The organism is Arthrobacter sp. AB6 (assembly GCF_031844545.1).
Lineage (GTDB): Bacteria > Actinomycetota > Actinomycetes > Actinomycetales > Micrococcaceae > Arthrobacter.
The window spans coordinates 47,811-71,286 of sequence record NZ_JAUZVL010000011.1 but is presented as its reverse complement, the minus strand read 5'-3'; the positions used below and the strand labels follow the sequence as shown (position 1 = coordinate 71,286).

The 23,476-nt window shown below is 66.0% G+C and carries 21 protein-coding genes and 1 tRNA gene; 9 read left to right on the top strand and 13 right to left on the bottom strand.

What is annotated here, in order from left to right; all coding sequences use genetic code 11:
* Positions 1-253 precede the first annotated feature (253 nt).
* Genes thrB through argS form a run of 5 tightly spaced genes read right to left on the bottom strand, consistent with a single transcriptional unit; the run spans position 254 to position 6,811 of the window.
* The gene (gene thrB, locus Q9R30_RS10820) at positions 254-1,240 is read right to left on the bottom strand and encodes a homoserine kinase (protein WP_199775248.1); all 987 of its coding nucleotides are present in this window, start codon (positions 1,238-1,240) and stop codon (positions 254-256) included.
* 2 nt (positions 1,241-1,242) lie between these two features.
* Entirely contained in the window at positions 1,243-2,349 is a 1,107-nt protein-coding gene (gene thrC / locus Q9R30_RS10815) for a threonine synthase (RefSeq protein ID WP_104998380.1), read from the bottom strand.
* On the bottom strand, positions 2,350-3,666 hold the full coding sequence (locus tag Q9R30_RS10810) for a homoserine dehydrogenase (RefSeq protein WP_104998381.1): 1,317 nt from the start codon (positions 3,664-3,666) through the stop codon (positions 2,350-2,352).
* Positions 3,667-5,142, bottom strand: coding sequence for a diaminopimelate decarboxylase (lysA, locus tag Q9R30_RS10805; protein WP_104998382.1), 1,476 nt, complete (start codon positions 5,140-5,142; stop codon positions 3,667-3,669).
* A gap of 4 nt (positions 5,143-5,146) precedes the next feature.
* Positions 5,147-6,811: an arginine--tRNA ligase gene (gene argS, locus Q9R30_RS10800; RefSeq protein WP_104998383.1), complete on the bottom strand. Its 1,665-nt coding sequence runs from the start codon at positions 6,809-6,811 to the stop codon at positions 5,147-5,149.
* A gap of 185 nt (positions 6,812-6,996) precedes the next feature.
* Between argS and Q9R30_RS10795 the strand changes: the two genes are divergently transcribed.
* From Q9R30_RS10795 to Q9R30_RS10770, 6 genes are all read left to right on the top strand, one after another.
* Entirely contained in the window at positions 6,997-7,440 is a 444-nt protein-coding gene (locus Q9R30_RS10795) for a hypothetical protein (RefSeq protein WP_311217597.1), read from the top strand.
* Positions 7,441-7,443: 3 nt separating this feature from the next.
* Positions 7,444-8,316 carry an FAD:protein FMN transferase gene (locus tag Q9R30_RS10790; protein ID WP_311217596.1) on the top strand — a complete coding sequence of 291 codons (873 nt, stop codon included), beginning with the start codon at positions 7,444-7,446 and terminating at the stop codon, positions 8,314-8,316.
* Complete coding sequence (locus Q9R30_RS10785; protein ID WP_104998386.1) at positions 8,313-9,854, top strand: ferredoxin--NADP reductase; 1,542 nt, start codon at positions 8,313-8,315, stop codon at positions 9,852-9,854. The genes Q9R30_RS10790 and Q9R30_RS10785 overlap by 4 nt, the downstream gene beginning before the upstream one ends.
* A gap of 115 nt (positions 9,855-9,969) precedes the next feature.
* Positions 9,970-10,042 (top strand) — tRNA-Arg (locus Q9R30_RS10780).
* Positions 10,043-10,188: 146 nt separating this feature from the next.
* Complete coding sequence (locus Q9R30_RS10775) at positions 10,189-11,241, top strand: M4 family metallopeptidase (RefSeq protein WP_311217595.1); 1,053 nt, start codon at positions 10,189-10,191, stop codon at positions 11,239-11,241.
* 65 nt (positions 11,242-11,306) lie between these two features.
* Positions 11,307-11,639 (top strand): protealysin inhibitor emfourin, encoded by a 333-nt coding sequence (locus Q9R30_RS10770; RefSeq protein WP_104998388.1) that lies wholly within the window; start codon positions 11,307-11,309, stop codon positions 11,637-11,639.
* A 13-nt stretch (positions 11,640-11,652) separates the two neighbouring features.
* On the opposite strand, the gene Q9R30_RS10765 is transcribed toward Q9R30_RS10770, so the two are convergent.
* Positions 11,653-12,621 carry a helix-turn-helix domain-containing protein gene (locus tag Q9R30_RS10765; protein ID WP_311217594.1) on the bottom strand — a complete coding sequence of 323 codons (969 nt, stop codon included), beginning with the start codon at positions 12,619-12,621 and terminating at the stop codon, positions 11,653-11,655.
* A gap of 81 nt (positions 12,622-12,702) precedes the next feature.
* Between Q9R30_RS10765 and Q9R30_RS10760 the strand changes: the two genes are divergently transcribed.
* Positions 12,703-12,870 carry a hypothetical protein gene (locus Q9R30_RS10760; RefSeq protein WP_197432488.1) on the top strand — a complete coding sequence of 56 codons (168 nt, stop codon included), beginning with the start codon at positions 12,703-12,705 and terminating at the stop codon, positions 12,868-12,870.
* 64 nt (positions 12,871-12,934) lie between these two features.
* Complete coding sequence (gene hrpA / locus Q9R30_RS10755) at positions 12,935-16,918, top strand: ATP-dependent RNA helicase HrpA (RefSeq protein WP_311217593.1); 3,984 nt, start codon at positions 12,935-12,937, stop codon at positions 16,916-16,918.
* Positions 16,919-16,952: 34 nt separating this feature from the next.
* Here the strand turns inward: hrpA and Q9R30_RS10750 are convergent, their stop codons facing one another.
* Genes Q9R30_RS10750 through Q9R30_RS10735 form a run of 4 tightly spaced genes read right to left on the bottom strand, consistent with a single transcriptional unit; the run spans position 16,953 to position 20,084 of the window.
* Entirely contained in the window at positions 16,953-17,378 is a 426-nt protein-coding gene (locus Q9R30_RS10750) for an HIT family protein (protein ID WP_104998391.1), read from the bottom strand.
* Entirely contained in the window at positions 17,375-18,538 is a 1,164-nt protein-coding gene (locus Q9R30_RS10745) for an NAD(P)-dependent alcohol dehydrogenase (protein ID WP_311217592.1), read from the bottom strand. Before Q9R30_RS10745 ends, Q9R30_RS10750 begins: the two co-directional genes overlap by 4 nt.
* On the bottom strand, positions 18,535-19,431 hold the full coding sequence (locus Q9R30_RS10740; protein WP_311217591.1) for a sulfurtransferase: 897 nt from the start codon (positions 19,429-19,431) through the stop codon (positions 18,535-18,537). The genes Q9R30_RS10745 and Q9R30_RS10740 overlap by 4 nt, the downstream gene beginning before the upstream one ends.
* Positions 19,428-20,084, bottom strand: a complete 657-nt coding sequence (locus Q9R30_RS10735; protein ID WP_311217590.1) for an MBL fold metallo-hydrolase — start codon at positions 20,082-20,084, stop codon at positions 19,428-19,430. Before Q9R30_RS10735 ends, Q9R30_RS10740 begins: the two co-directional genes overlap by 4 nt.
* Positions 20,085-20,178: 94 nt before the next feature.
* Here Q9R30_RS10735 and Q9R30_RS10730 point away from each other — a divergent pair, with 94 nt between their 5' ends.
* Positions 20,179-20,643 carry a Fur family transcriptional regulator gene (locus Q9R30_RS10730; RefSeq protein ID WP_104998395.1) on the top strand — a complete coding sequence of 155 codons (465 nt, stop codon included), beginning with the start codon at positions 20,179-20,181 and terminating at the stop codon, positions 20,641-20,643.
* A gap of 50 nt (positions 20,644-20,693) precedes the next feature.
* Here the strand turns inward: Q9R30_RS10730 and Q9R30_RS10725 are convergent, their stop codons facing one another.
* The 3 genes from Q9R30_RS10725 to Q9R30_RS10715 are packed head-to-tail and all read right to left on the bottom strand — an operon-like array spanning position 20,694 to position 23,367.
* Entirely contained in the window at positions 20,694-21,569 is an 876-nt protein-coding gene (locus Q9R30_RS10725; protein WP_104998396.1) for a metal ABC transporter permease, read from the bottom strand.
* On the bottom strand, positions 21,569-22,381 hold the full coding sequence (locus Q9R30_RS10720) for a metal ABC transporter ATP-binding protein (protein ID WP_104998397.1): 813 nt from the start codon (positions 22,379-22,381) through the stop codon (positions 21,569-21,571). The genes Q9R30_RS10725 and Q9R30_RS10720 overlap by 1 nt, the downstream gene beginning before the upstream one ends.
* Positions 22,378-23,367 (bottom strand): metal ABC transporter solute-binding protein, Zn/Mn family, encoded by a 990-nt coding sequence (locus Q9R30_RS10715; RefSeq protein WP_396136721.1) that lies wholly within the window; start codon positions 23,365-23,367, stop codon positions 22,378-22,380. The genes Q9R30_RS10720 and Q9R30_RS10715 overlap by 4 nt, the downstream gene beginning before the upstream one ends.
* Positions 23,368-23,476 lie beyond the last annotated feature (109 nt).

Sequence of the window (23,476 nt, the reverse complement as noted above, 5' to 3'; positions counted from 1 at the left end):
ACGCGATGATTTGATCTGGGTTGCAGTTCAGATCTGCAGCCGGATTGTTCGGCCTTGCCGGTTGGAGTTCGGCCAGCAGGGCCGGATACTGATTCACCTTCCACTCCGCCCGTGGCGAAGGGATGGACTGACGCATCAGGGGCAGCTTAAGGCTGCAGATTCCTGCGACAGACCAAGCAGGCGGCACCGGAATAGATTGCGCAGTAGGAGATCAAATCGCAAATGAATGCTGGAGGAGATCAGATAGGCGGAATTACCGCCGGTGCATCTCCACCTTAGCACCTTCAACGTCCACTGCCAGCTTCAGAACGCGCCATGCGATATCCGGCGTGTTGGCTTCGATGAAGTCCTGGATGAAAGCCACGACGGCGGCCGCCTTGGCTTCTCCGTCGGCAAGGACCAGCACGGTGGGACCGGCACCCGAAACGACGGCGGCATATCCTGCCGCGCGCAGCGCGCCGATCAGCGCTGCGCTGGGGCGCATTGCCTCCGCCCGGTAGCTCTGGTGCAGGTAGTCCTCGGTGCCGGCCAGCAGGAATTCGGGTTTAGCCGTCAGTGCGTGGATCAGCAGCGCGGCGCGGCCTGCATTCATCGCGGCGGCGTGGTGGCCCACCGATGCCGGCAAGAGGGCCCGGGCCGCCTCCGTGGAAAGTTCGAAGTCAGGCACCGCAACAACGGGGATGACCGATTCCGACACTGTTGCCCGCGTGCTCCTGTACTGGTCATTGTTCTGCCAGGACAGTGCCAGTCCGCCGAAAATGGCAGGTGCGACGTTGTCCGGGTGCCCCTCCATCTCGGATGTGAGCTGGAGAATCCAGTCCTTGCCGCGGCGGGCAGCCTCAGGGACCAGGGCATTGGCTGCGGTCACGGCGGCTACCACTGCCGACGCCGAGGACCCGAGCCCCCGCCCGTGCGGGTTGATGTTGTCCGCAGTGATCCGAAGCCCCTCGTGCCGGAAGCCCAGGCGGTGCAGGGCTTCCGTGAGGGCCCTGACCACCAAGTGGCTGGCATCTCGTGGAAGTGTTTCAGCCCCCTCGCCGCTGAGGTCGAAGTGAAGCTCGCCACTGCCCAGTGTTTCCACCGTCAGGGTGTCGTGCAAAGACAGGGCGAGCCCCAGGCTGTCATATCCCGGGCCCAGGTTCGCGCTGGTGGCGGGCACGCGGACGGTCACCAGCTGGCCGGCCGGAACTGCCGGCGCAGCGGCTGCGGACTCGGCAGGCACGGTGAGGGTGGTTTCCACGGTTACTTGTCTTCCAGTCCCAGTTCGGCTGCAACTGTCACGACGTCGTTGGGCACCTTGACCGGCTGCACATCGCTGCCGTCCTCGGTGCGCAGGGCCCACTGGGGGTCCTTGAGGCCATGGCCCGTAACGGTGATGACGATCGTCTTGCCTGACGGAACTTCACCAGCGGCGTGCTTCTTCAGCAGCCCGGCCACGCCGGCGGCAGATCCGGGCTCCACGAAAACGCCCTCGCGTGCGGAGAGCCAGCGGTGCGCGTTCAGGATTTCCTCATCCGTGACTGCCTCGATCAGTCCGCCGGATTCGTCACGGGCGCCGATGGCGCCGTCCCAGGAGGCGGGGTTGCCGATCCGGATGGCCGTGGCGATGGTGTCCGGTTCGGTGATGGGGTGGCCGGCAACAAAGGGGGCTGCGCCTGCCGCCTGGAAACCCCACATGGCGGGGGTCTTGGTGGAGACGGCGGGAAGGGTGCCGGCCGTTTCGGACTCGAAGGGCGCGGAGTACTCCTTGTAGCCCTTCCAGTAAGCGGTGATGTTTCCGGCGTTGCCGACCGGCAGGACGTGGATGTCCGGAGCGTCGCCCAGCGCATCGACGATTTCGAAGGCTCCGGTCTTTTGGCCCTGGATGCGGGCGGGGTTGACGGAGTTCACCAGGAACACCGGGTAGGACTCCCCCAGCTTGCGGGCGATGTCCAGGCAGTTGTCGAAGTTGCCGTCCACCTGCAGCAGCGTGGCGCCGTGGGCGATGGCCTGGCTGAGCTTCCCCATGGAAATCTTGCCTTCCGGCACCAGGACAGCGCACTTGAGGCCGGCAGCGGTGGCGTAGGCGGCAGCAGAGGCGGAGGTGTTTCCGGTGGAGGCGCAGACCACAGCCTTTGCCCCGGCGGCAACGGCGGCGGTCATGGCCATGGTCATGCCGCGGTCTTTGAAGGAACCGGTGGGGTTCATGCCCTCAACCTTCAGGTACACCTCGGAACCGGTGAGCTCAGAGAGCTTCTGCGCGTGCACCAGCGGTGTGCCGCCTTCACCCAGGGTGATGACCTTGGTGGATTCCGTCACGGGCAGACGGTCAGCGTATTCGCGGATGACGCCGCGCCATTGGTGAGCCACTTAGACTCCTTCTACCCGCAGAACGGATGTAACTGAGTTGATGACGTCCAGGCCTTTGACGGCCTCGACGGTGGCCGCAAGGGCAGCCTCTGACGCGCGGTGGGTAATGATCCGCAGTTCGGCCGATTCCGTGTTGGATTCGGCGTCCTTGTGGATGGTTTGCCGCATGATTTCGATGGATACGCCGTGCTCCGCGAAGAGCTGTGCGATGCGGGCCAGGACACCGGGCTGGTCAGCGACGTCGAGGCCGATGTAGTAGCTGGTGGTGGCTGCATCGATGGGCAGGGCCGGAACATGGCCGGTTGTGGTCTCGGTGCGCTGCGGTCCGCCCAGCATCAGGCGGCGGGCAGCGGAGACAAGGTCGCCGAGCACGGCAGATGCCGTGGGCGTGCCGCCGGCACCCTGGCCGTAGAACATGAGTTCGCCGGCGTTTTCCGCCTCAATGAACACAGCGTTGAAGGCGCCCCGCACGGCGGCCAGCGGGTGCTCCCGCGGAAGCAGCGTGGGGTGCACGCGCACGGAGATACCTTCGGCGCCGTGGGCATCCGTCAGCTTCTCGGCGATGGCCAGCAGCTTGATGACGAAACCGGCATCCTTCGCTGCCGCGATGTCGGCAGCGCTGACGGAGGTGATGCCCTCGCAGTGGACGTTCTCCAGCGCGAACCGGGTGTGGAAGGAGAGGGTAGCCAGGATGGCCGCCTTGGCGGCGGCGTCGTGGCCTTCGACGTCGGCCGTTGGGTCCGCTTCGGCGTAGCCGAGGCGCTGGGCCTCTGCGAGGGCATCGGCGAACTGGGCGCCGGTGGAGTCCATCTGGTCCAGGATGAAGTTCGTGGTGCCGTTGACGATGCCCAGCACCCGGGTGATCCGGTCGCCGGAAAGGCTGTCGCGGATGGGCCGGAGGATGGGGATGGCGCCGGCCACGGCCGCTTCGTAGGAGAGTTGGACGCCCGCCTTGTCCGCCTCCTCGTAGAGGGTGGGCCCGTCCTGGGCCAGCAGGGCCTTGTTGCCGGTGACAACGCAGGCGCCGTTCTGCAGCGCCGAGAGGATCAGCGTCCTGGCAGGCTCAATGCCGCCCATGAGCTCGATGACCAGGTCAGCGTCCTTGACCAGTGTCTCGGCGTCGGTGGTGAAGAGCTCCTGCGGCAGGTCCACATCACGGGGTGCGTTGACGTTGCGCACGGCAATGCCGCTGAGCTCCAGGCGGGCGCCGGCGCGGGCGGCAAGGGCGTCGGCGTCCTCAATGAGGATCCGCGCAACCTGGGCCCCAACGTTGCCGCAGCCCAGCAGGGCTACTTTCAGGGTTCGCAATTCCGTCATTCAGGCTCCCATGTCGCGGTTCAGCAGATCTTCTTCGGTTTCCCCGCGGACAATCAGCCGGGCAGATCCGTCGCGCACCGCGACAACGCCCGGGCGGGCCAGATAGTTGTAGTTGCTTGAAAGGGCCCAGCAGTAGGCGCCGGTCCCCGGTACAGCAAGCAGATCACCGGCTGCCACGTCCTCGGGCAGATATACATCTCTAACAACTATGTCGCCGCTCTCGCAATGTTTGCCCACCACGCGGGACAGCTGTGGAGCCGCCGCGGACGCGCGCGAGGCCAGAATTGCGGAGTAATCGGCGTCGTAGAGCACGGGCCGGGCGTTGTCGCTCATGCCGCCGTCCACCGAAACATACCGGCGCGGATACGTAACGTTGTTGCCTCCGTCACTGGCTTTGGAGGGGGCCGGCGCGTCCACGCGCACGGTTTTGATCGTCCCTACTTCGTAAAGCGTGAAGGTGGTGCTGCCCACGATGGCGCGTCCCGGCTCGATGGAAATGCGGGGCGAGTCAATGCCCAGTTCTGCGCAGGTGGAACGGACGACGGCGGCCATCGCCTCCGCGATCTCGGCTGCAGGACGGGGGGTGTCCACCGGGGTGTAGGCGATGCCGTAGCCGCCGCCGAGGTCCAGCTCCGGAAGGACAATGGAGTACTTTTCCTGCATGGCGGCGAGGAAGCGAAGGAGCTTTTCGGCGGCCATCGCGAAGCCGTCCGGCTCGAAGATCTGGGATCCGATATGGCAGTGCAGTCCCAGCAGTTCAATGCCCGGGTGCGCGGCAGCGGCAGCCACTGCTTCTTCGGCGGCGGACAGCCCGGCCTGGTCGGTGGTGTCCGCGGCCATGGAGAGGCCGAACTTCTGGTCCTCGTGGGCCGTGGCAATGAATTCGTGCGTATGCGCATGGACCCCCGGCGTGAGCCGGAGCATGACCTTGGCCTTTTCCCCCCGGCGTTCAGCGATGGCGCCCACCCGGACCAGTTCGCTGAGGCTGTCCACCACAATCCGGCCCAGCTTCATGTCCAGCGCACGGTGGATCTCCCCGTCCGACTTGTTGTTGCCGTGCAGGGCCACGTCGGCGCCGGGAATCCCGGCCTTTGCCGCAACGGCCAGCTCGCCGCCGGACGCAGTGTCCAGCCGCAGCCCCTCCTCCTCGACCCACCGCACCACGGCGGTGCACAGGAACGATTTGCCGGCGTAGTAGACGTCCACTCCCCCGCAGATATCGGCGAACGCATTGTTGAACGCGTCGCTGAAGGCGCGTGCCCTGGCACGGAAGTCGGTCTCGCTCATGACGAAGAGCGGGGTTCCATACTGCCGCTGGAGCTCGCTGACCGGAATTCCGTCGATGGTGAGTTCACCGGAATCGCTCCTGGCCGCGTCCTGTGCCCACATCTTTGGCTCAAGGGCATTCAGGTCGGCAGGGACAGAAAGCCAGCCGGGGGCAAGCGGGGAACCGGCGGCGGGGTCCTGTGCAGCCATGGGATCACATCCGTTCCGGCGCGGAAACGCCAAGCAGGTCAAGGCCGTTGGCCAGCACCTGGCTCGTGGCGTCGTTGAGCCACAGCCGGGTGCGGTTGACATCGGTCACCGCTTCGTCGCCCATGGGCGCAATGCGGCAGGCGTCATACCAGCGGTGGTAGGCGCCGGCGATGACCTCCAGATGGCGCGCCACACGGTGCGGCTCACGCAGCTCGGCAGCCTTGGCCACGATCGAGGGGTAGCTGCCCAGGTAGGAAAGCAGCTCGTTCTCGGTGGCGTGGTCCAGCAGCGAGGCGTCAAAGCTGTCTTTGCCGTCCACCTGGCGCTCCACCCCCGCCGCCACGGCGTTCCGGGCAGCGCCGCGGGAGCGGGCGTGGGCGTACTGGACGTAGAACACCGGGTTTTCGTTGCTGTGCTTCTTAAGCAGTTCCGGGTCAAGGGTCAGGGGGGAGTCGGCGGGGAAGCGTGCCAGCGAGTAGCGGACGGCGTCCTTCCCCAGCCAGTCGATCAGGTCCTTGAGCTCAATGATGTTTCCGGCACGCTTGGACAGCTTCGCTCCGTTGACGGACACCAGCTGCCCGATCAGCACCTCGATGTGGACCTCGGGGTCGTCGCCGGCGCACGCGGCAATCGCCTTGAGCCGGTTGATGTAGCCGTGGTGGTCGGCGCCGAGGAGGTAGATCTTCTCGGTGAAGCCGCGGTCCTTCTTGGACAGGTAGTAGGCGGCGTCGGCTGCGAAGTACGTCGGCTCGCCGTTGGCCCGGATCATCACCCGGTCCTTGTCGTCGCCAAAGTCGGTGGTCCGCAGCCAGACCGCGCCGCCGTCGTCGAACACGTGGCCCTGCTCCCGCAGGCGCGCCACGGCACTCTCGATCGCACCGGCGTCGTGCAGCTCCTGCTCGGAGAAGAACACATCGAACTCCACGCCGAAGTCCGCAAGGGTGGACTTGATGTCCTTCATCTGCGCCTTGTAGGCGGCGGCGCGGATCACCGGAAGGGCCGCAACTTCAGTCAGTTCACGGATGTCCGGGTGCTCTGTCAGCACCTCGTGCCCAAGGTCCGCAATGTATTGTCCGGGATAACCGCCGTCGGGCACGGGGAGGCCGTGCAGCCGGTTGTAGACGGAGTGCGCGAAGACGTTCATCTGCGTTCCGGCGTCATTGATGTAGTACTCGGCGGTCACATCCGCCCCGGACGCGCGCAGCACGCGCGCGATCGAATCCCCCAACGCTGCCCAGCGGGTGTGCCCGATATGCAGGGGCCCGGTGGGATTGGCCGAGACAAACTCCATGTTCACCGTGTGGCCGGCGAGCGCGGAGTTGGTGCCGTACTGCTTTCCGGCCTCGACAATCACCTTGGCCAGGGCGCCGGCGGCAGCCGCATCCACGGTGATGTTCAGGAACCCCGGCCCCGCGATGTCCACGGCGGCAACGCCGTCGATGGACTTCAGCCGGGCACTGAGGATGGTGGCGAATTCACGCGGGTTGGTGCCGGCCTGCTTGGCAAGCTGCAGGGCAATGTTGGTGGCCCAGTCGCCGTGGTCCCGGTTCTTGGGTCGCTCCACGCGCACCTCATCAGGGACAGCTGATGCTGCAAGGGCGATGTCACCGGCGGCAACAGCGTCCTTCAGGCAGGCGGATATGGCGAGGGAGAGTTCTTCGGGAGTCACCCTTCTAGACTACCGGGGGCCGGTCACAGCAAAGGAATCCAGGGAGCTTCGCGCACCCTGTCGATCCACAGGAAGTCAGAAACCCCCACACAGCTTGAACCAATAGGCTGGCTTCTGCGTTGACAACACCGTAACCACTGGGCAGTTCCCTTCCTGCGTCCCCTCCCGATGAAACGAGAACCCTGATGAGACCCTCAGTCCGTAAAAGTGTTTACGCCGGAATCGCCGGCCTGTCCCTGGCGGGAACGATGGCAGGCTGCGCACCGTCACCCGGCAGCGCCCCCGCGGCAACCGTCCCTTCCACGGGAGCGTCAGCACCGGGGGCCGGCGGGGCGGAATACAAGGACGGCACGTACAGCGCTGATGGCACCTATGTCTCGCCCAACGGTACGGAGACAGTTGGCGTCCAGCTCACCCTTGCCGCCGGGACCGTCACGGACGTCCAGATCACCCAGCACCCGTCCAACCCGAATACCCGCAAGTTCCAGGGCGAGTTTGCCGGCGGCATCGCGGCCCAGGTGGTTGGCAAGGACATTGACGAGCTCAATGTGTCCAAGGTCGCGGGCTCTTCCCTCACCAGCGGCGGTTTCAACATGGCCCTGGAGCAGATCAAGTCGGAGGCAAAGTAGCCCGTGCCGGACGGAGCCCTGGAGGACTTTGCGTTCGAGGGGATCGGCACGCACTGGCAGGTCTCTACGCCCCGGCTGCTCGATCCCGCCCTGCGGGCCCGCCTCCTTGGCGTGGTGGAACGGTTCGACGCCGACTGGTCCCGGTTCCGGGACGATTCCCGCGTCACTGCGATGGCCAGGGAACCCGGACGGTATGAATTTCCCGCCGAGGCCGGGCCACTCGGGCTGGTCTACCGCACCCTCTACCAGCTCACCGGCGGGGCAATGACCCCGCTCATCGGCACCAGCCTGGAGCGCCTGGGCTATGACGCCGGCTACTCGCTTCGGCCCTCCGGCTCCCCGCTGCCGGCACCGGCCTGGGACGACGTGCTGGACTGGGCGGGCACTACCCTCACCACTCGGGCCCCGGCTGTCCTGGACATCGGGGCCGCCGGCAAGGGCTTGCTGGTGGATCTGCTGGCGGCTGAGCTTGAGGCGGGTGGTGTGAAGGCGTTCATTATCGATGCCAGCGGGGACCTCCTGGTGCGTGGCCAGGATCCGGTACCGGTGGCCCTGGAACACCCGTACAACGCAGCCCAGGCCATCGGAGTGGTGCAGCTAACCGGCCGGGCACTCTGCGCCTCTGCCGCAAACCGGCGCGCCTGGGGCGACGGCCTGCACCACGTCCTGGACGGCAGGACCGGCCGGCCGGTCAGGACAGCTGTGGCCACCTGGGCGCTGGCGGAAACCGCCATGCTGGCCGACGCCCTGGCAACGGCGCTCTTCTTCGTCCCCGGTGGCGAACTCCAGCAGTCTTTTGATTTTTCCTGGTTGACGGTCTTCTCGGACGGAAGCGCAGCCCATTCCGCAGGATTTGAAGGGACACTGTTTTCATGAGCCCTGTTGAAGCGCCCGGAGCCCGCCCGGCCCTGTCCGTCGGCCGGCTGGATACCGTGCTGGGCCGGTTCACCATGTACCGGCTGATCCTTGTGGTCCTGGCGGTCCTGGCCGGATACAGCCTTGTGCTGAACGCCCTGGGCTGGCTGACTTTCGGCATTCCGGAGATGCTGGCGCACCTGGTCCTCTGCCTTGGGCTGACGTACGCATCGAACAGGGCGCTGGCAGCGCTGTTCCGGGTACGGCCGCACTCCGAGTCGTCTCTGATCACCGGGCTGCTGCTCTATTTCCTGTTCTGGCCCTCCTTCGCCCCTATGGATGTGGCTGGGGTGGCTTTGGCGTGCGTGCTGGCATCGGCGTCGAAATACGCCCTCGCCTGGCGCGGCCGGCACGTGTTCAACCCTGCCGCAGCCGGCGCGTTCGTCACGGGCCTCACCGGCCTGAACATCGCAACGTGGTGGGCTGCCACGCCGGCCATGCTGTGGCTGCTGGTTCCGGGGGTCCTGCTGGTCCTCTACCGCACCCGGAAGTTCCTCATGGCTTCGGTGTTCACCGTTGTTGCCGCCGCGATCATCACTTCCGAACTGCTCCAGGCCGGGCTGTCAGCGGGCATGGCCCTGTGGCAGTCCTTTGCCCAGCGGCCGCTGCTGTTCTTTGTTGGATTCATGCTTACCGAACCGCTGACGCTCCCGCCGCGGCGCTGGCAGCAGCTGGCGTTGGCTGCGGTGGTGGGCGTCGTTTTCGCGGTTCCCTACAACGTCGGTTTCCTGGCGAACTCTCCGGAAGCGGCGCTGCTGCTGGGCAACCTGCTGGCTTTCCTCGCGGGGCAGCGCGGGACCGTGACCCTTCGTTTCGCCGGGGCCAGGGCGTTGACACCCAGTACTACGGAGTTCTCTTTCGAACCGTCCCGGCCGGTCCGGTTTGCGCCCGGGCAGTATATGGAACTGGACCTGCCGCAGGTGAAGTCGGACAGGAAGGGCCGGCGCCGTGTGTTCAGCCTGACAAGTGCACCGGACGAACGCATGGTGAAGTTTGGCGTGCGGACAGCTGAGCCCGTGTCCCCGGCGAAGCGGGTCCTCCTTGCGCTGGAGCCGGGAGACGAAGTGACCGCCACCTCCGTGGGGGGCGACTTTGTCCTCCCCCGGGATCCCCGGAAGCCGGTCCTGCTGATTGCCGCCGGGATCGGCATCACGCCCTATCTTTCACACTTGTCTTCAGGAGGATTGCGGGAACGGGACGCTGTCCTCCTCCTCCTGGCCAGGAGCGCCGACGAGGTAGCCTATGCGCAGGAACTGCGGGCGGCGGGCATCCGCGTCCTGGTGCGCACTGCGGATGGTTCCGCACCGCCGCCGGACCTGGCCGCCGCCTCCTGGGACGGCACACGCCTGGACGGCGAAGCCCTCCGGGCACTGGTCCCGGACATAGCGGACCGGGACGTCTACGTCTCGGGATCACCTGCAAGCGTCGCGTCACTGCGCAAGGCAGCGAAGCAGGCAGGGGCCCGCAGGCTTCACGTGGACTCATTCTCCGGCTACTGATTTCCGGCCCGGGACCGCGCCCCGGGGTGACGGGGCGGTGGCGATTTTCCCTTGCGGGCCACCTTCCTGCTAAGCTCTAGGACGTCCCGCCCGCAACGGCAGGAAACCCCGGATTGCCCTCGTAGCTCAGGGGATAGAGCGTCTGCCTCCGGAGCAGAAGGTCGTAGGTTCGAATCCTATCGAGGGCACAGACGAAAACCCCGTTACTTCAAGGAAGTGACGGGGTTTTCTGCTTCCCTGTCCCCGTGCAGTCTGCCTGCTCCCGTACGTGAGCCTGCGAAGGATTGTCGGTGCGCCCTCGTAGTCTGAAGTCACCAAGTCGAGGGGGTACGCAATGCACATTCCGTTCTGTTCTATCGTTCCGCCTTACCTGTTGAGGAGGCTGGCCAAACAGGGTGCGCCGGAGTTTTTGTCCGCGGCCAGGGCAGCCAGGGAAGCTTTGGGCCATGTGGAGTCGTTCCATTCGGCACGGTCCCAGCCCGTGCCGGGCGTGCCGGAAGGCGTCCGCCAGGCCAAACCCGGACCGTCAAACCGGGGCATCTACGACGCCGGCGGTTCAGAGATCCTCCCCGGCCGGCTGGTCCGCAAGGAGGGTGAAGCCGCCACGGATGACCCGGCGGTTGATGAGGCCTATGACGGGCTTGGCCACACGCACCGCCTCTACGCGGACGTGTTCGGACGCAACTCCATCGACGGACGGGGGCTGCCGCTGGACGCAACGGTCCACTTCGGCAAGCTGTACGACAACGCCTTTTGGAACGGCAGGCAGATGGTCTTCGGCGACGGCGACGGTGAGGTCTTCGAACGGTTCACCAGGTCCCTGAGCGTCATCGGCCACGAACTGGCCCACGGCGTCACCCAGTATTCCGCCGCGCTCGCCTACCGTAACCAGGCGGGCGCCCTCAACGAATCCATGTCCGACGTCTTTGGCGCACTGGTCGAGCAGTATGTCAACAACCAGTCCGCTGCCGAGGCCAGCTGGCTGATCGGCGAGGGCCTCTTCACCGCCCAAGTGGAGGGCAGCGCCTTGCGTTCCATGAAGGCTCCCGGCACGGCGTACGACGACGACGTGCTGGGCAAGGATCCCCAGCCGGACTCTATGGACACGTACGTCAAGACGAGCGCCGACAACGGCGGGGTCCACATCAACTCCGGCATCCCCAACCGCGCCTTCTACCTTGTGGCGGAGACGCTCGGGGGAAACGCCTGGGACTCCCCCGGGCGCATCTGGTACGAGGCACTCACGGGCGGAACGCTGCCTCCCACGGCGACCTTCAGGGTCTTTGCGCGTGCCACGGCCGCATCGGCCGTGGAGCTCTTCGGTTCCGGATCCGCCGAGCATGACGCCGTCCTTAAGGCGTGGGAAACTGTGAAGGTCAAGCTTTAACGGACTCCTGGCTGCCGTACTTCGGGGCGGCAGCCAGGCTGCAGGGCAAGCCCAAGGACCAGGCCATGAAGATCAGTGTTGAGCGCACCGGAGGAATCGCCGCGATACCACGGGTGTGGACTGTGGAAGCCCAATCCAAGAGCGCCATCAGCCAGTGGCAGCCCATCGTGGAGGCATGCCCCTGGGATTCAGTACCCAGGACTCCGAAGGCAGCTGCCGAGCAGTTTGCGGAAGCCCAACCGGACAGGTTCATCTATTCGATCCGGGCAGGGCAGCGCAGGGCAGCCCTGCCTGAGCAGGCCGTCACCGGACCTTGGCGGATTCTCGTGGACAGTACGCGGGAAGCGGCCGAGGAAATCCGCGCCAAACAACGCCGCAACGGACCGGCGCCCGGTTAGCGTGCAAGGGGCGCTATCCCGCCACAGCCAGTTGGCCGCGGAAAGCGCGGCGGTATGACTGCGGGCTGGTGTCCAGGACCTTGGCGAAGTGGTGCCGCAGCAGGACAGGGTGCCCGAAGCCGGATTCCCTGGCGATTTCTTCGATGTTCAGGTCGGTGGACTCAAGGAGTTCCTGGGCCCGGAGCACCCGCTGTGAATTGAGCCAGGCGGCAGGCGTCGCTCCGGTCTCGGACCGGAAGCGCCGGGCGAATGTCCTGGCGGACATGTGCACGCGTGCTGCCAGTTCGTTCACCGTGTGCTCGCGGTCCAGGTTCTCCACCATCCAGCGCAGCAGTTCCTCCATGGGAGCGGAACCGCAGGCTGGCATTGGCCGGTCGATGAACTGCGCCTGGCCGCCGTCACGGTGCGGGGGAACCACCATGTCCCTGGCGATCGCGGCAGCCACCTGCGCCCCCAGTTCGACGCGCACAAGGTGGAGGCACGCATCGATCCCGGCGGCGGTGCCTGCGGAAGTGATGATGTTGCCGTCCTGCACGTAGAGGACGTTTTCGTCCACCTGCACGCGCGGATACTCTGCAGCCAGTTGGCCTGAGTAGTGCCAGTGGGTGGTGCAGCGGCGCCCGTCGAGCAAGCCGGCACGGGCCAAGGCAAAAGCGCCCGAGCAGATGGACATTACCCAAGCTCCCCTCGCATCGGCAGCCCGGAGCGCCTCGAGGACGGATTCGGGCAACTCGTCGTCCCTGCCGTAGGGGGCCATGATGACCAGGTCCGCATCGTCGGTTGCCTCGAGTCCCAGGCCGACGTTCAGGGACAGGCCGGACTCGAGCCGGACGTTACCAGGCTGCGGCGTGCAGACGCGGAAGTCGAAGGCCGGGACGCCGCTCCCCCGGCCGGATCTGTCGATACCGAAGACCTCGCAGGCAGTACCGAACTCGAATATCGAGAAGTTGGGAACCACGATGACAGCCACTGATTTGAGCATGCTTCCATTGTGGCAGGAATTATAGCTTTTTGGGCATTTCTGCCACTTTTTCTTGGCTGCCGAGAGGAGAAGCATGGAGTCATGGAAATCCTCATAACCCTCCTCGTCCTCCTGATCCTCCTCGTAGCCGCCGCCACCGTTTCAGCGCTTTTGCGTGACGGCCGGGGGCATACGCCTCCTGTCGAATCCCACGAAGCCTGGTCCGCCCTGGACCTCCCCAGCATCAACTACACGCTCCGCGTCTTCTAGGCAGGCGCCACTGCAGACAGCCGAAACGGGAAGCCCGGGCACCCGCAGTAGACTGTCAGCAGACATGACACTTCACATCTCCTACCCCGCCGAGCTGCCGGTCTCCGAACGGCGCGAAGACCTGATGGCAGCCATAGCGGCGAACCAGGTCACCATCATCGCCGGCGAGACCGGTTCCGGTAAGACCACCCAGATACCCAAGATGTGCCTCGAACTTGGCCTGGGTGAAAACGGGCTGATCGGCCACACCCAGCCGCGCCGGCTCGCAGCCCGCACGGTGGCCGAGCGCATCGCCGAGGAACTGGGCGTGGACATCGGCCAGGAGGTGGGCTTCCAGGTCCGCTTCACAGGTGAGGTCAGCCGCGCCACGAAGGTCAAGCTGATGACCGACGGCATCCTGCTTGCAGAAATCCAGCGGGACAAACTGCTGCGCAAGTACAACGCGATCATCATCGACGAGGCCCACGAACGAAGCCTCAATATCGACTTCATCCTGGGCTACCTCAAGCGGATCCTGCCGCAGCGGCCGGACCTCAAGGTGATCATCACCTCCGCCACCATCGACCCCCAGCGCTTTGCCGACCATTTCGGCACACCGGAAGAACCCGCACCCATTGTCGAGGTCTCCGGGCGGACCTACCCGGTGGAAATCCGGTACCGCCCGCTCTCCCAGCCACCGGGCGGAGCCGGGCCTGACGACGAGAACGGTTCCGATGACGAACTCGAGGAAGACCGCGATCCGCTTGACGCCGTGTGTGACGCCGTCGACGAACTTGCCCTGGAAGCGCCGGGCGACATCCTGGTGTTCTTCTCCGGCGAGCGCGAAATCCGCGACGCTGCCGAAGCGCTGCAGGCCCGCATCCAGTCCAACCGCCGGCTGGCCGGAACCGAAGTCCTTCCGCTCTTCGCACGGCTGAGCCTGCAGGAACAGCACAAGGTCTTCCACCCCGGCAGCAAGCGCAGGATTGTCCTTGCCACCAACGTCGCCGAAACCTCGCTCACGGTTCCAGGCATCAAGTACGTCATCGACACCGGCACCGCCCGCATCTCCCGGTACTCGCACCGCACCAAGGTCCAGCGGCTGCCGATCGAGCGGGTCTCCCAGGCTTCGGCCAACCAGCGGTCCGGCCGCTGCGGCCGCGTCTCGGACGGCATCGCCATCCGCCTGTACTCCGAGGAAGACTTCGAGTCCCGCCCCCTCTACACGGACCCGGAGATCCTGCGGACCAACCTCGCTGCCGTTATCCTGCAGATGACCGCCATGGGAGTGGCGCGCGGCCCCAAGGACGTCGAAAACTTCCCCTTCGTGGAGCCGCCTGAAACGCGGGCAATCAACGACGGCGTCACGCTGCTCCGCGAACTCGGCGCCCTCGCTGCCGCCCGGCCACAGAACGGCACGGACGGGGCGAAAAGCGGCGGCGGGCTCACCGCCGTCGGGCAGAAGCTCGCCCAGCTGCCGGTGGACCCCCGCCTGGGCCGGATGATCGTGGAGGCGGGCAAACGCGGCTGCGTCCGCGAGGTGATGGTCCTGGCCGCGGCCCTCACCATCCAGGACCCGCGCGAGCGTCCAACAGACAAGCAGCAACTCGCGGCGGAAAAGCACAACCGGTTCAAGGACGAGAACTCGGACTTCACCGGCTTCCTTAACCTCTGGAACTACCTGCAGGAGAAGCAGCAGGAGCTCTCGTCGTCCGCCTTCCGCCGGATGTGCCGGGCCGAGTTCATCAATTACCTCCGGGTCCGGGAGTGGCAGGACCTGTTTGCCCAGCTGCGCCAGCTGGCCCGGCCACTGGGCATCAGCCTCGACAACAAGCGGCTTGCCGACCCCGTGGGCAACCACGAGGGCATCCACATCAGCCTTCTTTCCGGGCTCCTGAGCCACATCGGCATCCTTGACGAACGCAAGCGCGAGTATGCAGGTGCCCGGGGCAGCCGGTTCGCGATCTTCCCCGGCTCGGCCCTCTTCAAGAAGTCACCCACGTTCGTGATGGCGGCGGAACTCGTGGAGACCAGCCGCCTCTGGGCGAGGGTGGCGGCGAAGTTCGATCCTGTGTGGGCCGAACAGGTGGCCCCGGACCTGGTGAAGCGCAGCTACAGCGAACCGCACTGGTCCACCCGCCAGGGCGCCGTGATGGCGTACGAGAAGGTCACCCTGTACGGCGTGCCCATCATCGCCCAGCGCAGGATCAACTACGGAAGGGTTGACCCCGTCGTCGCCCGGGAACTCTTCATCAGGCACGCCCTGGTGGAGGGTGACTGGAAAACCCACCACAAGTTCTTCCACCGCAATCGCGCACTCCTCAATGAAGTTGAGGAACTGGAGGCCAGGATGCGCCGTCGCGACCTCCTGGTGGATGACGAGACGCTGTTTGAGTTCTACGACGCGCGGGTGGGACCGGACGTTGTGTCCGAACGGCACTTCGACAAATGGTGGAAGGAGGCCCGGCAGAAGAACCCCGACCTCCTTGACTACGACAAGTCCCTCCTGCTCAGCGACGACGCGGACGACCTCGACGAAGCCGCCTATCCCAAGACCTGGCTGCATAAGGGCTTTGAGCTGCCGTTGAGCTACGAGTTCCACCCGGTGGCTCCCGGCTCGCCGCCCAACCCGTCCGACGGCGTCACGGCTGAGGTGCCGGTGCTGTTCCTGAACCGACTGGATGACAAGGCTTTCCGCTGGCTCATACCGGGGCAGCGCGTTGAGCTGGTGACGGCCCTGATCAAGTCCTTGCCGAAGCAGATCCGCAAGAATTTCGTTCCCGCCCCGGACGTTGCCCGGCAGGCAGTGGCAGTCCTGGAATCCGAATTCGATCCCGCCGTGGACGAGCTCGAGCCTTCCCTTGAGCTTGCCCTGCGCCGGATCCGCGGACACGTCATCCCGCCGGGATCCTGGAACTGGGACGCGGTGCCCCCGCACCTGCGGGTGAGCTTCAAGGTGGTGGACAGCAGGGGCAAAGTCCTGGACGAGGGCAAGGACCTCGCCGCACTCCAGGAGAAGCTGGCTCCGGCAACGCGGCGGGCCATCGCAGAGTCGCTGGGGGCCACGCCCGCCTCCACCGCGCCCGGCGCCGGCAACGGCAGGAATCCTGCGCGGGGGTCAGGGAAAACGCACGACGCCGGATCCTCCGCAGCGCTGCAGCCTGCCGAAGTGCCGGGGGCCGCAGGCCCAACCGGCTTCCGGGAACAGGACGGGCTCACCGAATGGACGGTCGGAACAATCCAGCGCCAGGTCAGCAGCACGGTCAACGGCCACACGGTGACGGGTTACCCGGCGCTGGTGGACCAGGGCACGTCGGTGTCACTGCGTGTCTTCCAGACTGCCGAGGAACAGCAGGAGGCAATGCGCGGCGGGGTGGTCAGGCTGCTGGCCCTGCGCGTTCCGGCACCTGACCGGTATGTGCTGGAGCACCTGAGCAACACGGAGAAACTCACGTTCAGCCAAAACCCGCACGGCTCGGTCGCAAGCCTGATCGCTGACTGCGCCCTGGCCGCCATCGACAAGCTCACGCCCGCGGAACTGCCCTGGGACCGGGAGTCCTTTGACCGGCTGTACGAGGTGGTCCGGGCCGAACTGATCGACACGGTGTTCAGCGTCACCGCAGTGGTGGAACGAATCCTGGCCAGCACCCGGCGGATCGAAAAACAGCTGAAGGGTACCACCAGCCTGGCGCTGATCAGTGCCCTCAACGACATCAAGAGCCAGCTGGAACAGTTGGTCTACCCCGGCTTTGTGGCACGGACGGGCTACGCCCAGCTGAGCCAGCTCCCCCGGTACCTTTCGGCCATTGAAAAGAGGCTGGAACGCCTTCCGGGCAACGTCCAGCGCGACGCCCTGAACATGGCCTTGGTGCAGCGGCTCGAGGACGACTACGACGACGCCGTGTCGGCCCTGCTCCCCGGACGCAAGGCAGGCCCTGAGTTAACCCAGGTGCGCTGGATGCTTGAGGAGCTCCGGGTGAGCCTCTTCGCCGTCGAACTCGGGACAGCGTATTCGGTGTCGGAGAAGAGGATCCGCGCCGTGCTCAACAAGGCTCTGGCGCCGGCCTAGGCCGGGACCACGGAGCGGGACCTGGACGGGCCGCCTAGGACGGCACGTACTCGCCGTACCCGGCGGCCCGCAAGCCTTGGCGGAGCTTCTCGGCGTTGGCGTCGAGGACATCCGGATCAGGGTTCTGGTCCGCCGTCGCGAAATTGAACTCGGCCATGCTCCTCGAGGGCCAGACGTGCACGTGGAGGTGGTTGATTTCATAACCCGCCACGATCAGCCCGGCCCGCGCCGCATTGAAGGTCTCCACCTGCACGGCACCGATCCGCCGGGCCACCTCCATGACCTTCGCCAGCGTTTCCGGCGAAGCGTCCGTCCACCGGTCCACTTCCTCAGTCGGTACCACCAGGGTGTGGCCGTCAGCCAGCGGCCCGGTGGTGAGGAAAGCGGCGACATCCGGTTCCCGCCACACGAAGCGGCCCGGGATTTCGCCGTTCAGGATCCTGGTGAAGAGCGTGCTCATGCGTCTGCCTCCTTGGCGGGTGCCTGCAAGGTGCTGGTGTCCAGCACAAACCGGTATTTCACATCGCCTGCCACCATCCGGTCGTAGGCCTCATTCAGCTGGTCTGCCCGCACCACCTCGATGTCCGCAGCAACACCGTGCTCGGCGCAAAAGTCGAGCATCTCCTGGGTTTCGGCGATGCCGCCAATCAACGAGCCGGCGTAGGCGATCCGACGCCGGATGAGCGCGCCCGGGTTCACCGGCGGCATCGCCTCCGACGGCAGGCCCAGCTGGAAGAGGGCACCGTCCACCCGCAGGGTCCGGAAGAAGGGGTTCAGGTCGTGCGGGGCCGCCACGGTGTCAATGATGAGGTCGATGCTGCGATTGGCCGCCGCCATCGCCGCTTCGTCGCGCGACAGGACTACCTCATCGGCTCCCAGCTCCAGGGCCGCCGCCACCTTTGCCTCCGACGTCGTGAATACCACCACCTTCGCTCCCATTGCCTTGGCGAGCTTCACGGCCATATGGCCGAGTCCGCCCAGCCCCACCACGCCCACAACGTCGCCTTCTTCGACGTCGAAGTGCCGCAGCGGCGAGAACGTGGTGACGCCGGCACACAGCAGTGGTGCAGCGGCGGCGGGATCGAGGGCTGCCGGCACCCGGAGGACGTAGCGGCGGTCCACCACCACGGAGGAGGAATAGCCGCCCTGCGTCACGGCGCCGCCGTTCCGCCGGTCAACGGCCCCGTACGTGCCGGTCATGCCGTTTTCGCAGTACTGCTCCAGGCCGTCCAGGCAGCTTTCGCATTCGCGGCACGAATCCACGATGCAGCCCACACCCGCGCGGTCACCAGCGGCGAAATCCGTCACGGCGGAGCCCACCTGGCTGACGGTGCCCACAATCTCGTGCCCCGGGACCAGCGGCCAGATCCTGCCGCCCCACTCGCCCCGGGTGGCATGCACATCCGAGTGGCACAGCCCGCAGAACTCGATGGCGATTTCGACGTCGTCCGGCCCGGGAGCGCGCCGGGCGAGGGTCAGCGGGACCAGCCCGCTGTCCGGTGCCGTCGCGCCGCACGCGGCAGCAAGGCGGCGGCCGTCCACAGCAGTTGACTCAGGACCGGCGGGTTCCGGGGTGACTGGTTTGGCAAGGGGCGGCGGTACGGGGCGTCCTGGGGTCATAGTGTGACGCTACCCTTGCCGGCAGCCGGGTTTCCACTCGGCAGTCCGCTTGGGCGGCCGGGCTCTGCGCCGGTTGCCACCGGCAGGTCCGGGTTGTTGGACCACTCCGAGAACGATCCCGGATACAGCGCAGCCCGGAAGCCGGCGAGTTCCAGGGCTGCCACCTCGTGGGCCGCTGTGACCCCGGAGCCGCAGTACACCGCGACGTGCACTCCTTCGCGTACGCCCAGGGACTCAAACCGGAGGCGGAGGGTATCGGACGGCAGGAACCGCCCGCTGCTGTCCACGTTTTCCGACGTCGGCACGCTGACCGCGCCCGGGATATGCCCGGCCCGGGGGTCAACAGGCTCGAACTCACCGCGGTAGCGCTCCCCTGCACGGGCGTCCAGCAGGAGGCCGTCGTGCGGCCAGCCGGCGGCAGCGGCGGCGTCGACCACCGGCATGTTCCCGTCCGCGAGCGTCACGTCTCCGGCATCCGGGATAACCGGCCCTGCTGCCACCGGAAGGCCTGCGGCACGCCAGGCGGCAAGGCCGCCGTCGAGCAGGTAGGCGTCCGCGAAGCCGGCGTTCCGAAGCATCCACCACACCCGTGCCGCGGCCATGTTGCCGCTGTCATCGTAGGCAACCACAACGTCGCCGTCATTGATGCCCCAGCGCCTGGCGCTTTCCTGGAAGTCCTCGGCCCGTGGCAGCGGGTGCCTCCCGCGCTCCGGAGCTGCCGGGGCGGCAAGTTCAGCGGCAAGGTCCACGAACACGGCACCCGGCAGGTGCCCCTGCAGATAGTGGCGGTAACCGTGCGGATCGCCCAGGACCCAGCGGACATCAAGGAGCACGGTGCGCCGGTGTTCCGCAAGGCGGGCCTGCAGGCCCGCCACGTCTATCAAGGGGTTCAAACTTCCACCGACTCCCGGGCAGCCAGATGGGCGTAGTCGGTGCCGTACTTGGCGCCGATCCTCTGCACATGCCCTTCAACGATCTTCAGGCCGTTCTCGTTGAGCAGTCCGTCATGGATCTGGAACGCCTTCGGCGCCCGGACACCGATCACAAAGTCCAGCACCTCGGCGGATTTGCTCCACGGCGCGTGGAGGGGAACCAGCAGGGTCTGGACGCTGATCCCGTCCGGAATGATGAAGGAGTCCCCCGGGTGGTAGACGTTGTCGTCGATGAGGTATCCGATGTTGGCGACGAGGGGGATCTGCGGGTGGATCAGGGCATGCTGGCCGCCGAAGCTGCGGACGGTAAAGCCGGCAGCCTGGAACGTTGAGCCAGGGTTCACGGCGTGGACGCGGACGGCTTCGCCGGAGGCTTTGTCCTGCAGCTGGCCGGCAACCCGCGCCGGAGCGAACACCGCCAGCTTCCCGTTTGCGCGCAACGCCTCCACCACCACCGGAACGTCCACGTGGTCAGCATGCTCATGCGTGACCAGGACCGCCTCCGCATCCTCCAGGGCCTCCGCCGACTCGGAGAAGTTGCCCGGATCCAGCACCAGGACACGGCCGTCCTTTTCCAGGCGGACACAGGAATGGGTGTATTTGGTCAGCTTCATAGCGCCAGCCTAGGGTCCGCCTCCGGACCATGTCCACGAAGCTCCGGCTGGTAATCTGGATCTTTGCCACCATCCTGAGGAAGCGAGTCCACCCATGCCCTTCGGCGCCAAGGCTGATTCCACCACCCCGTCCCCCGTGCAGGGCGGCGGCAAGGAACAGCGCGTTACGAAGCAGCGCCGGGCAGTAAGTGCCGCCCTCGATGAACTCGACGATTTCGTCAGCACGCAGGAGCTGTACCGGATCCTGCAGAACCAGGGCGCCCCGGTCTCCCTGGCAACCGCCTACCGGATCCTGCAGTCGCTCGCCGACGAGGGGCTGGTGGACGTACTGCGGAACGGCGACGGTGAAGCGGTGTACAGGCGCTGCGCCGTCACCGGGCACCACCACCACCTGCTGTGCCGGAACTGCGGAAAGGCCGTGGAAGTGGAGGCCCCCGCCGTCGAGACGTGGGCCGCGCGCATTGCGGCAGAGCACGGATACACCGACGTGGCCCACACGGTGGAGATTTTCGGGCTGTGCCCTGACTGCACGGCACGCAAGGCCAACGGCGCCCTTTAGGCAGCGGACCATTACGTAGTCGACCAGGCAGGCCGGCCGGCAGGCAACTTTCAGGATGCGGCCAGGATCCGCCCGTTGATGCCTCTTCCGGCCCGCACCGACCCGATCACCCGGCACACCACGTAGATCAGGAACGACAGTGTGGTGACGTAGGGGCTGATGGGGATGCGTCCACCGAGGGCCAGCAGGATCCCGCCCACTGTGGCCGTCATGGCAAATGCAACGCTGAGCACCACCACCGCAACCGGAGAGGACGTCACCCGCAGGGCCGCCGCAGCCGGGGTAATCAGCAGGGCAAGGACCAGGAGCGCGCCCACCACCTGGATGGAGAGCGCTACGCTGACCCCCAGGAGGACCATGAATACGATGGCAAGCGTCCGGACGGGAACACCCCGGGCCTCCGCCAGTTCCGGATCCACGCTGGCGAAATTGAGCGGCCGCCAGATGGCCACCAAGGCCACCATCACCACCACCGCGGTGCCGGCAAGCGCCTGGAGCTGCACCGTGTCCACGGACACGATCTGCCCGGTCAACAGGCCGAACTTGTTCGCAGCCCGTCCTTCATAGAGGGACAGGAACAGGATTCCCAGTCCCAGTCCGAACGGCATGATCACGCCGATGATTGAGTTCTTGTCCCTCGCCCGGACGCCCATCAGCCCCAGGAGCAGGGCGGCGGCAACCGATCCGATGAGCGATCCAAAGACGATGTCCGCGCCGATCAGCAACGCAAAGGCCGCACCGGCGAAGGAGAGCTCGGATATGCCGTGCACCGCGAATGCCAGGTCCCGCTTCATGACAAAGGTGCCAACCAGCCCGCCCAGCAGGCCCAGGACGGCACCTGCCCAAATCGAGTTCTGGACCAGGACCAGCAGTTCGCCATAATTCTCGAAGCTGAAGATCGCGCCAAGGATGCTGTCCGCGTCCATCAGGCAGCCTCTCCCGCCGCGTGCATCTCCGCATGGTGATGGGTTGTGGCATCAGGCAGGCCCACCACCACGATGCGGCCGTTCGCGTGGATAACCTCAACGTGGCTGCCGTAGAGCTCGGAGAGGACTTCGGTGGTCATGACTTCTTCCGGGGTTCCCACCCTGAAGCGTCCGCCGGCCAAGTACAGGACGCGGTCCACGTAGTCGATGATGGGGTTGATTTCGTGCGTCACGAACACAACGGCGCTGTTCTGGTCGCGGCACTGCTTGTTGATCAGGGCACTGACCGCCTGCTGATGGTGCAGGTCCAGGGAGAGCAGGGGCTCATCGCAGAGCAGGACCCGGGGATCCGTGGCAAGTGCCTGCGCCACGCGGAGCCGCTGTTGTTCGCCGCCGGACAGCTGGCCCACCGGGACTTTTGCGTATTCTGTGGCACCAACCAGTGCAAGGAGTTCGTCGATCCTGCGGTTTGCTTTGGCGGAGTTCAGGCGCAGGCCCCAGCGGTGGCCGTCCACGCCGAGGCCCACGAGGTCCCTGGCACGCATGGGGGTGTCCGGCGCGAACGATTTCTGTTGCGGGATGTAGCCGATCAGGCTGCTTCCGCGCTCCACCGGGCGGCCGCCCAAAAAGGCCTCCCCGCAGTGCAGTTCCTGGAGCCCCAGCAGGACCTTCAGGAAACTGGTCTTGCCGCTGCCGTTGGGACCCAGCACGGCAAAGAACTCGCCGGGCCTGATGTCCAGGTCCAGGTCCTCCCAGAGCGCCCGCTTGCCGAACTTCAGGGACGCTCCGGTGAGGCTGACCAGGGGTTTCAACTATTTGTCTCCAGAACTTTGCTGATGTTGTCCACATTGTCCGTCATCCACTGCAGGTACGTCTTGCCCTCAGGCAGTGTTTCGTTGAAGTCCACCACCGGAACCCCGGCAGTTTCCGCGGCCTTTTTCAGCGATTCCGTCTGCGGGCCTTCGGTTTGGCTGTTGTATGCGAGGAGCCGCACCGACTTCGTGGCCACCAGGTCGGTTACCGCCTTGAGGACTGCAGGCGGCACGTCGGAGCCTTCTTCAATCGCAGCAGTGTAGTCCGCAGGGGTGGCGTTCACCAGCCCGGCATCCTCAAGGAGGTAGAGCGGCACGGGTTCAGTGACGGCAACCCGGGCCCCGGCCGAGGCAGGCTTGAGGGCATCGAGCTTTCCATGCAGTTCTTCAACGCCGGACTTGAAAGCCGAAGCGTTGGACTCGAAGGTCGATGCAGAGGCGGGGTCCAGCTCGCCGAGCTTGGCGGCGATACCGTCGGCGATCTGCTCCATGGCGTGCAGGCTGTACCAGACGTGCTCGTTCATTTCTCCGTGGTCGTGCGCGGAGCCATCCCCCGCTGCCGGTTCCGAAGTGGTCGCCCCTGCGGAGGCCTTCTCCTCCTCCGGGTGTGCAAGGCCGGAAAGCTCGACGGCGTTCAGCACCTTCGCGTCGTCGATGCCGCTGTCCTGCGCCAGGGTGTGGAGGAAGCCGTCGTAGCCGCCGCCGTTTTCCAGGACAAGATCGGCTTTGGAAACTGCCAGCCGGTCCTGGGCAGTGGCTTCGTAGGAATGCGGATCCTGGCTGGTCTTGGTGATCAGGGCCGTAACACTGACCTTGTCCCCGCCGATTGTCTTGGCGATGTCCCCGTAGACGTTCGTTGACGCCACCACGTTGATCCCGTCGGCAGCCTGCGTGGACGGTTCCGCCTGCGGGCTGCATGCGGTGAGCAAGAGGCCTAGCCCGGCAAGGGCGGCCAAGGACGATCGGGCAGCGGCGAAACGGCGCACGGGAACCTCATTCATGAAGAAGATGAAAACAACCAGTCCAGCTTATACGTAAATGGGAATGATTCCTATTTAGAAAAGAAGACCGGAAGGCGCCTTCCCCACGCTGGCC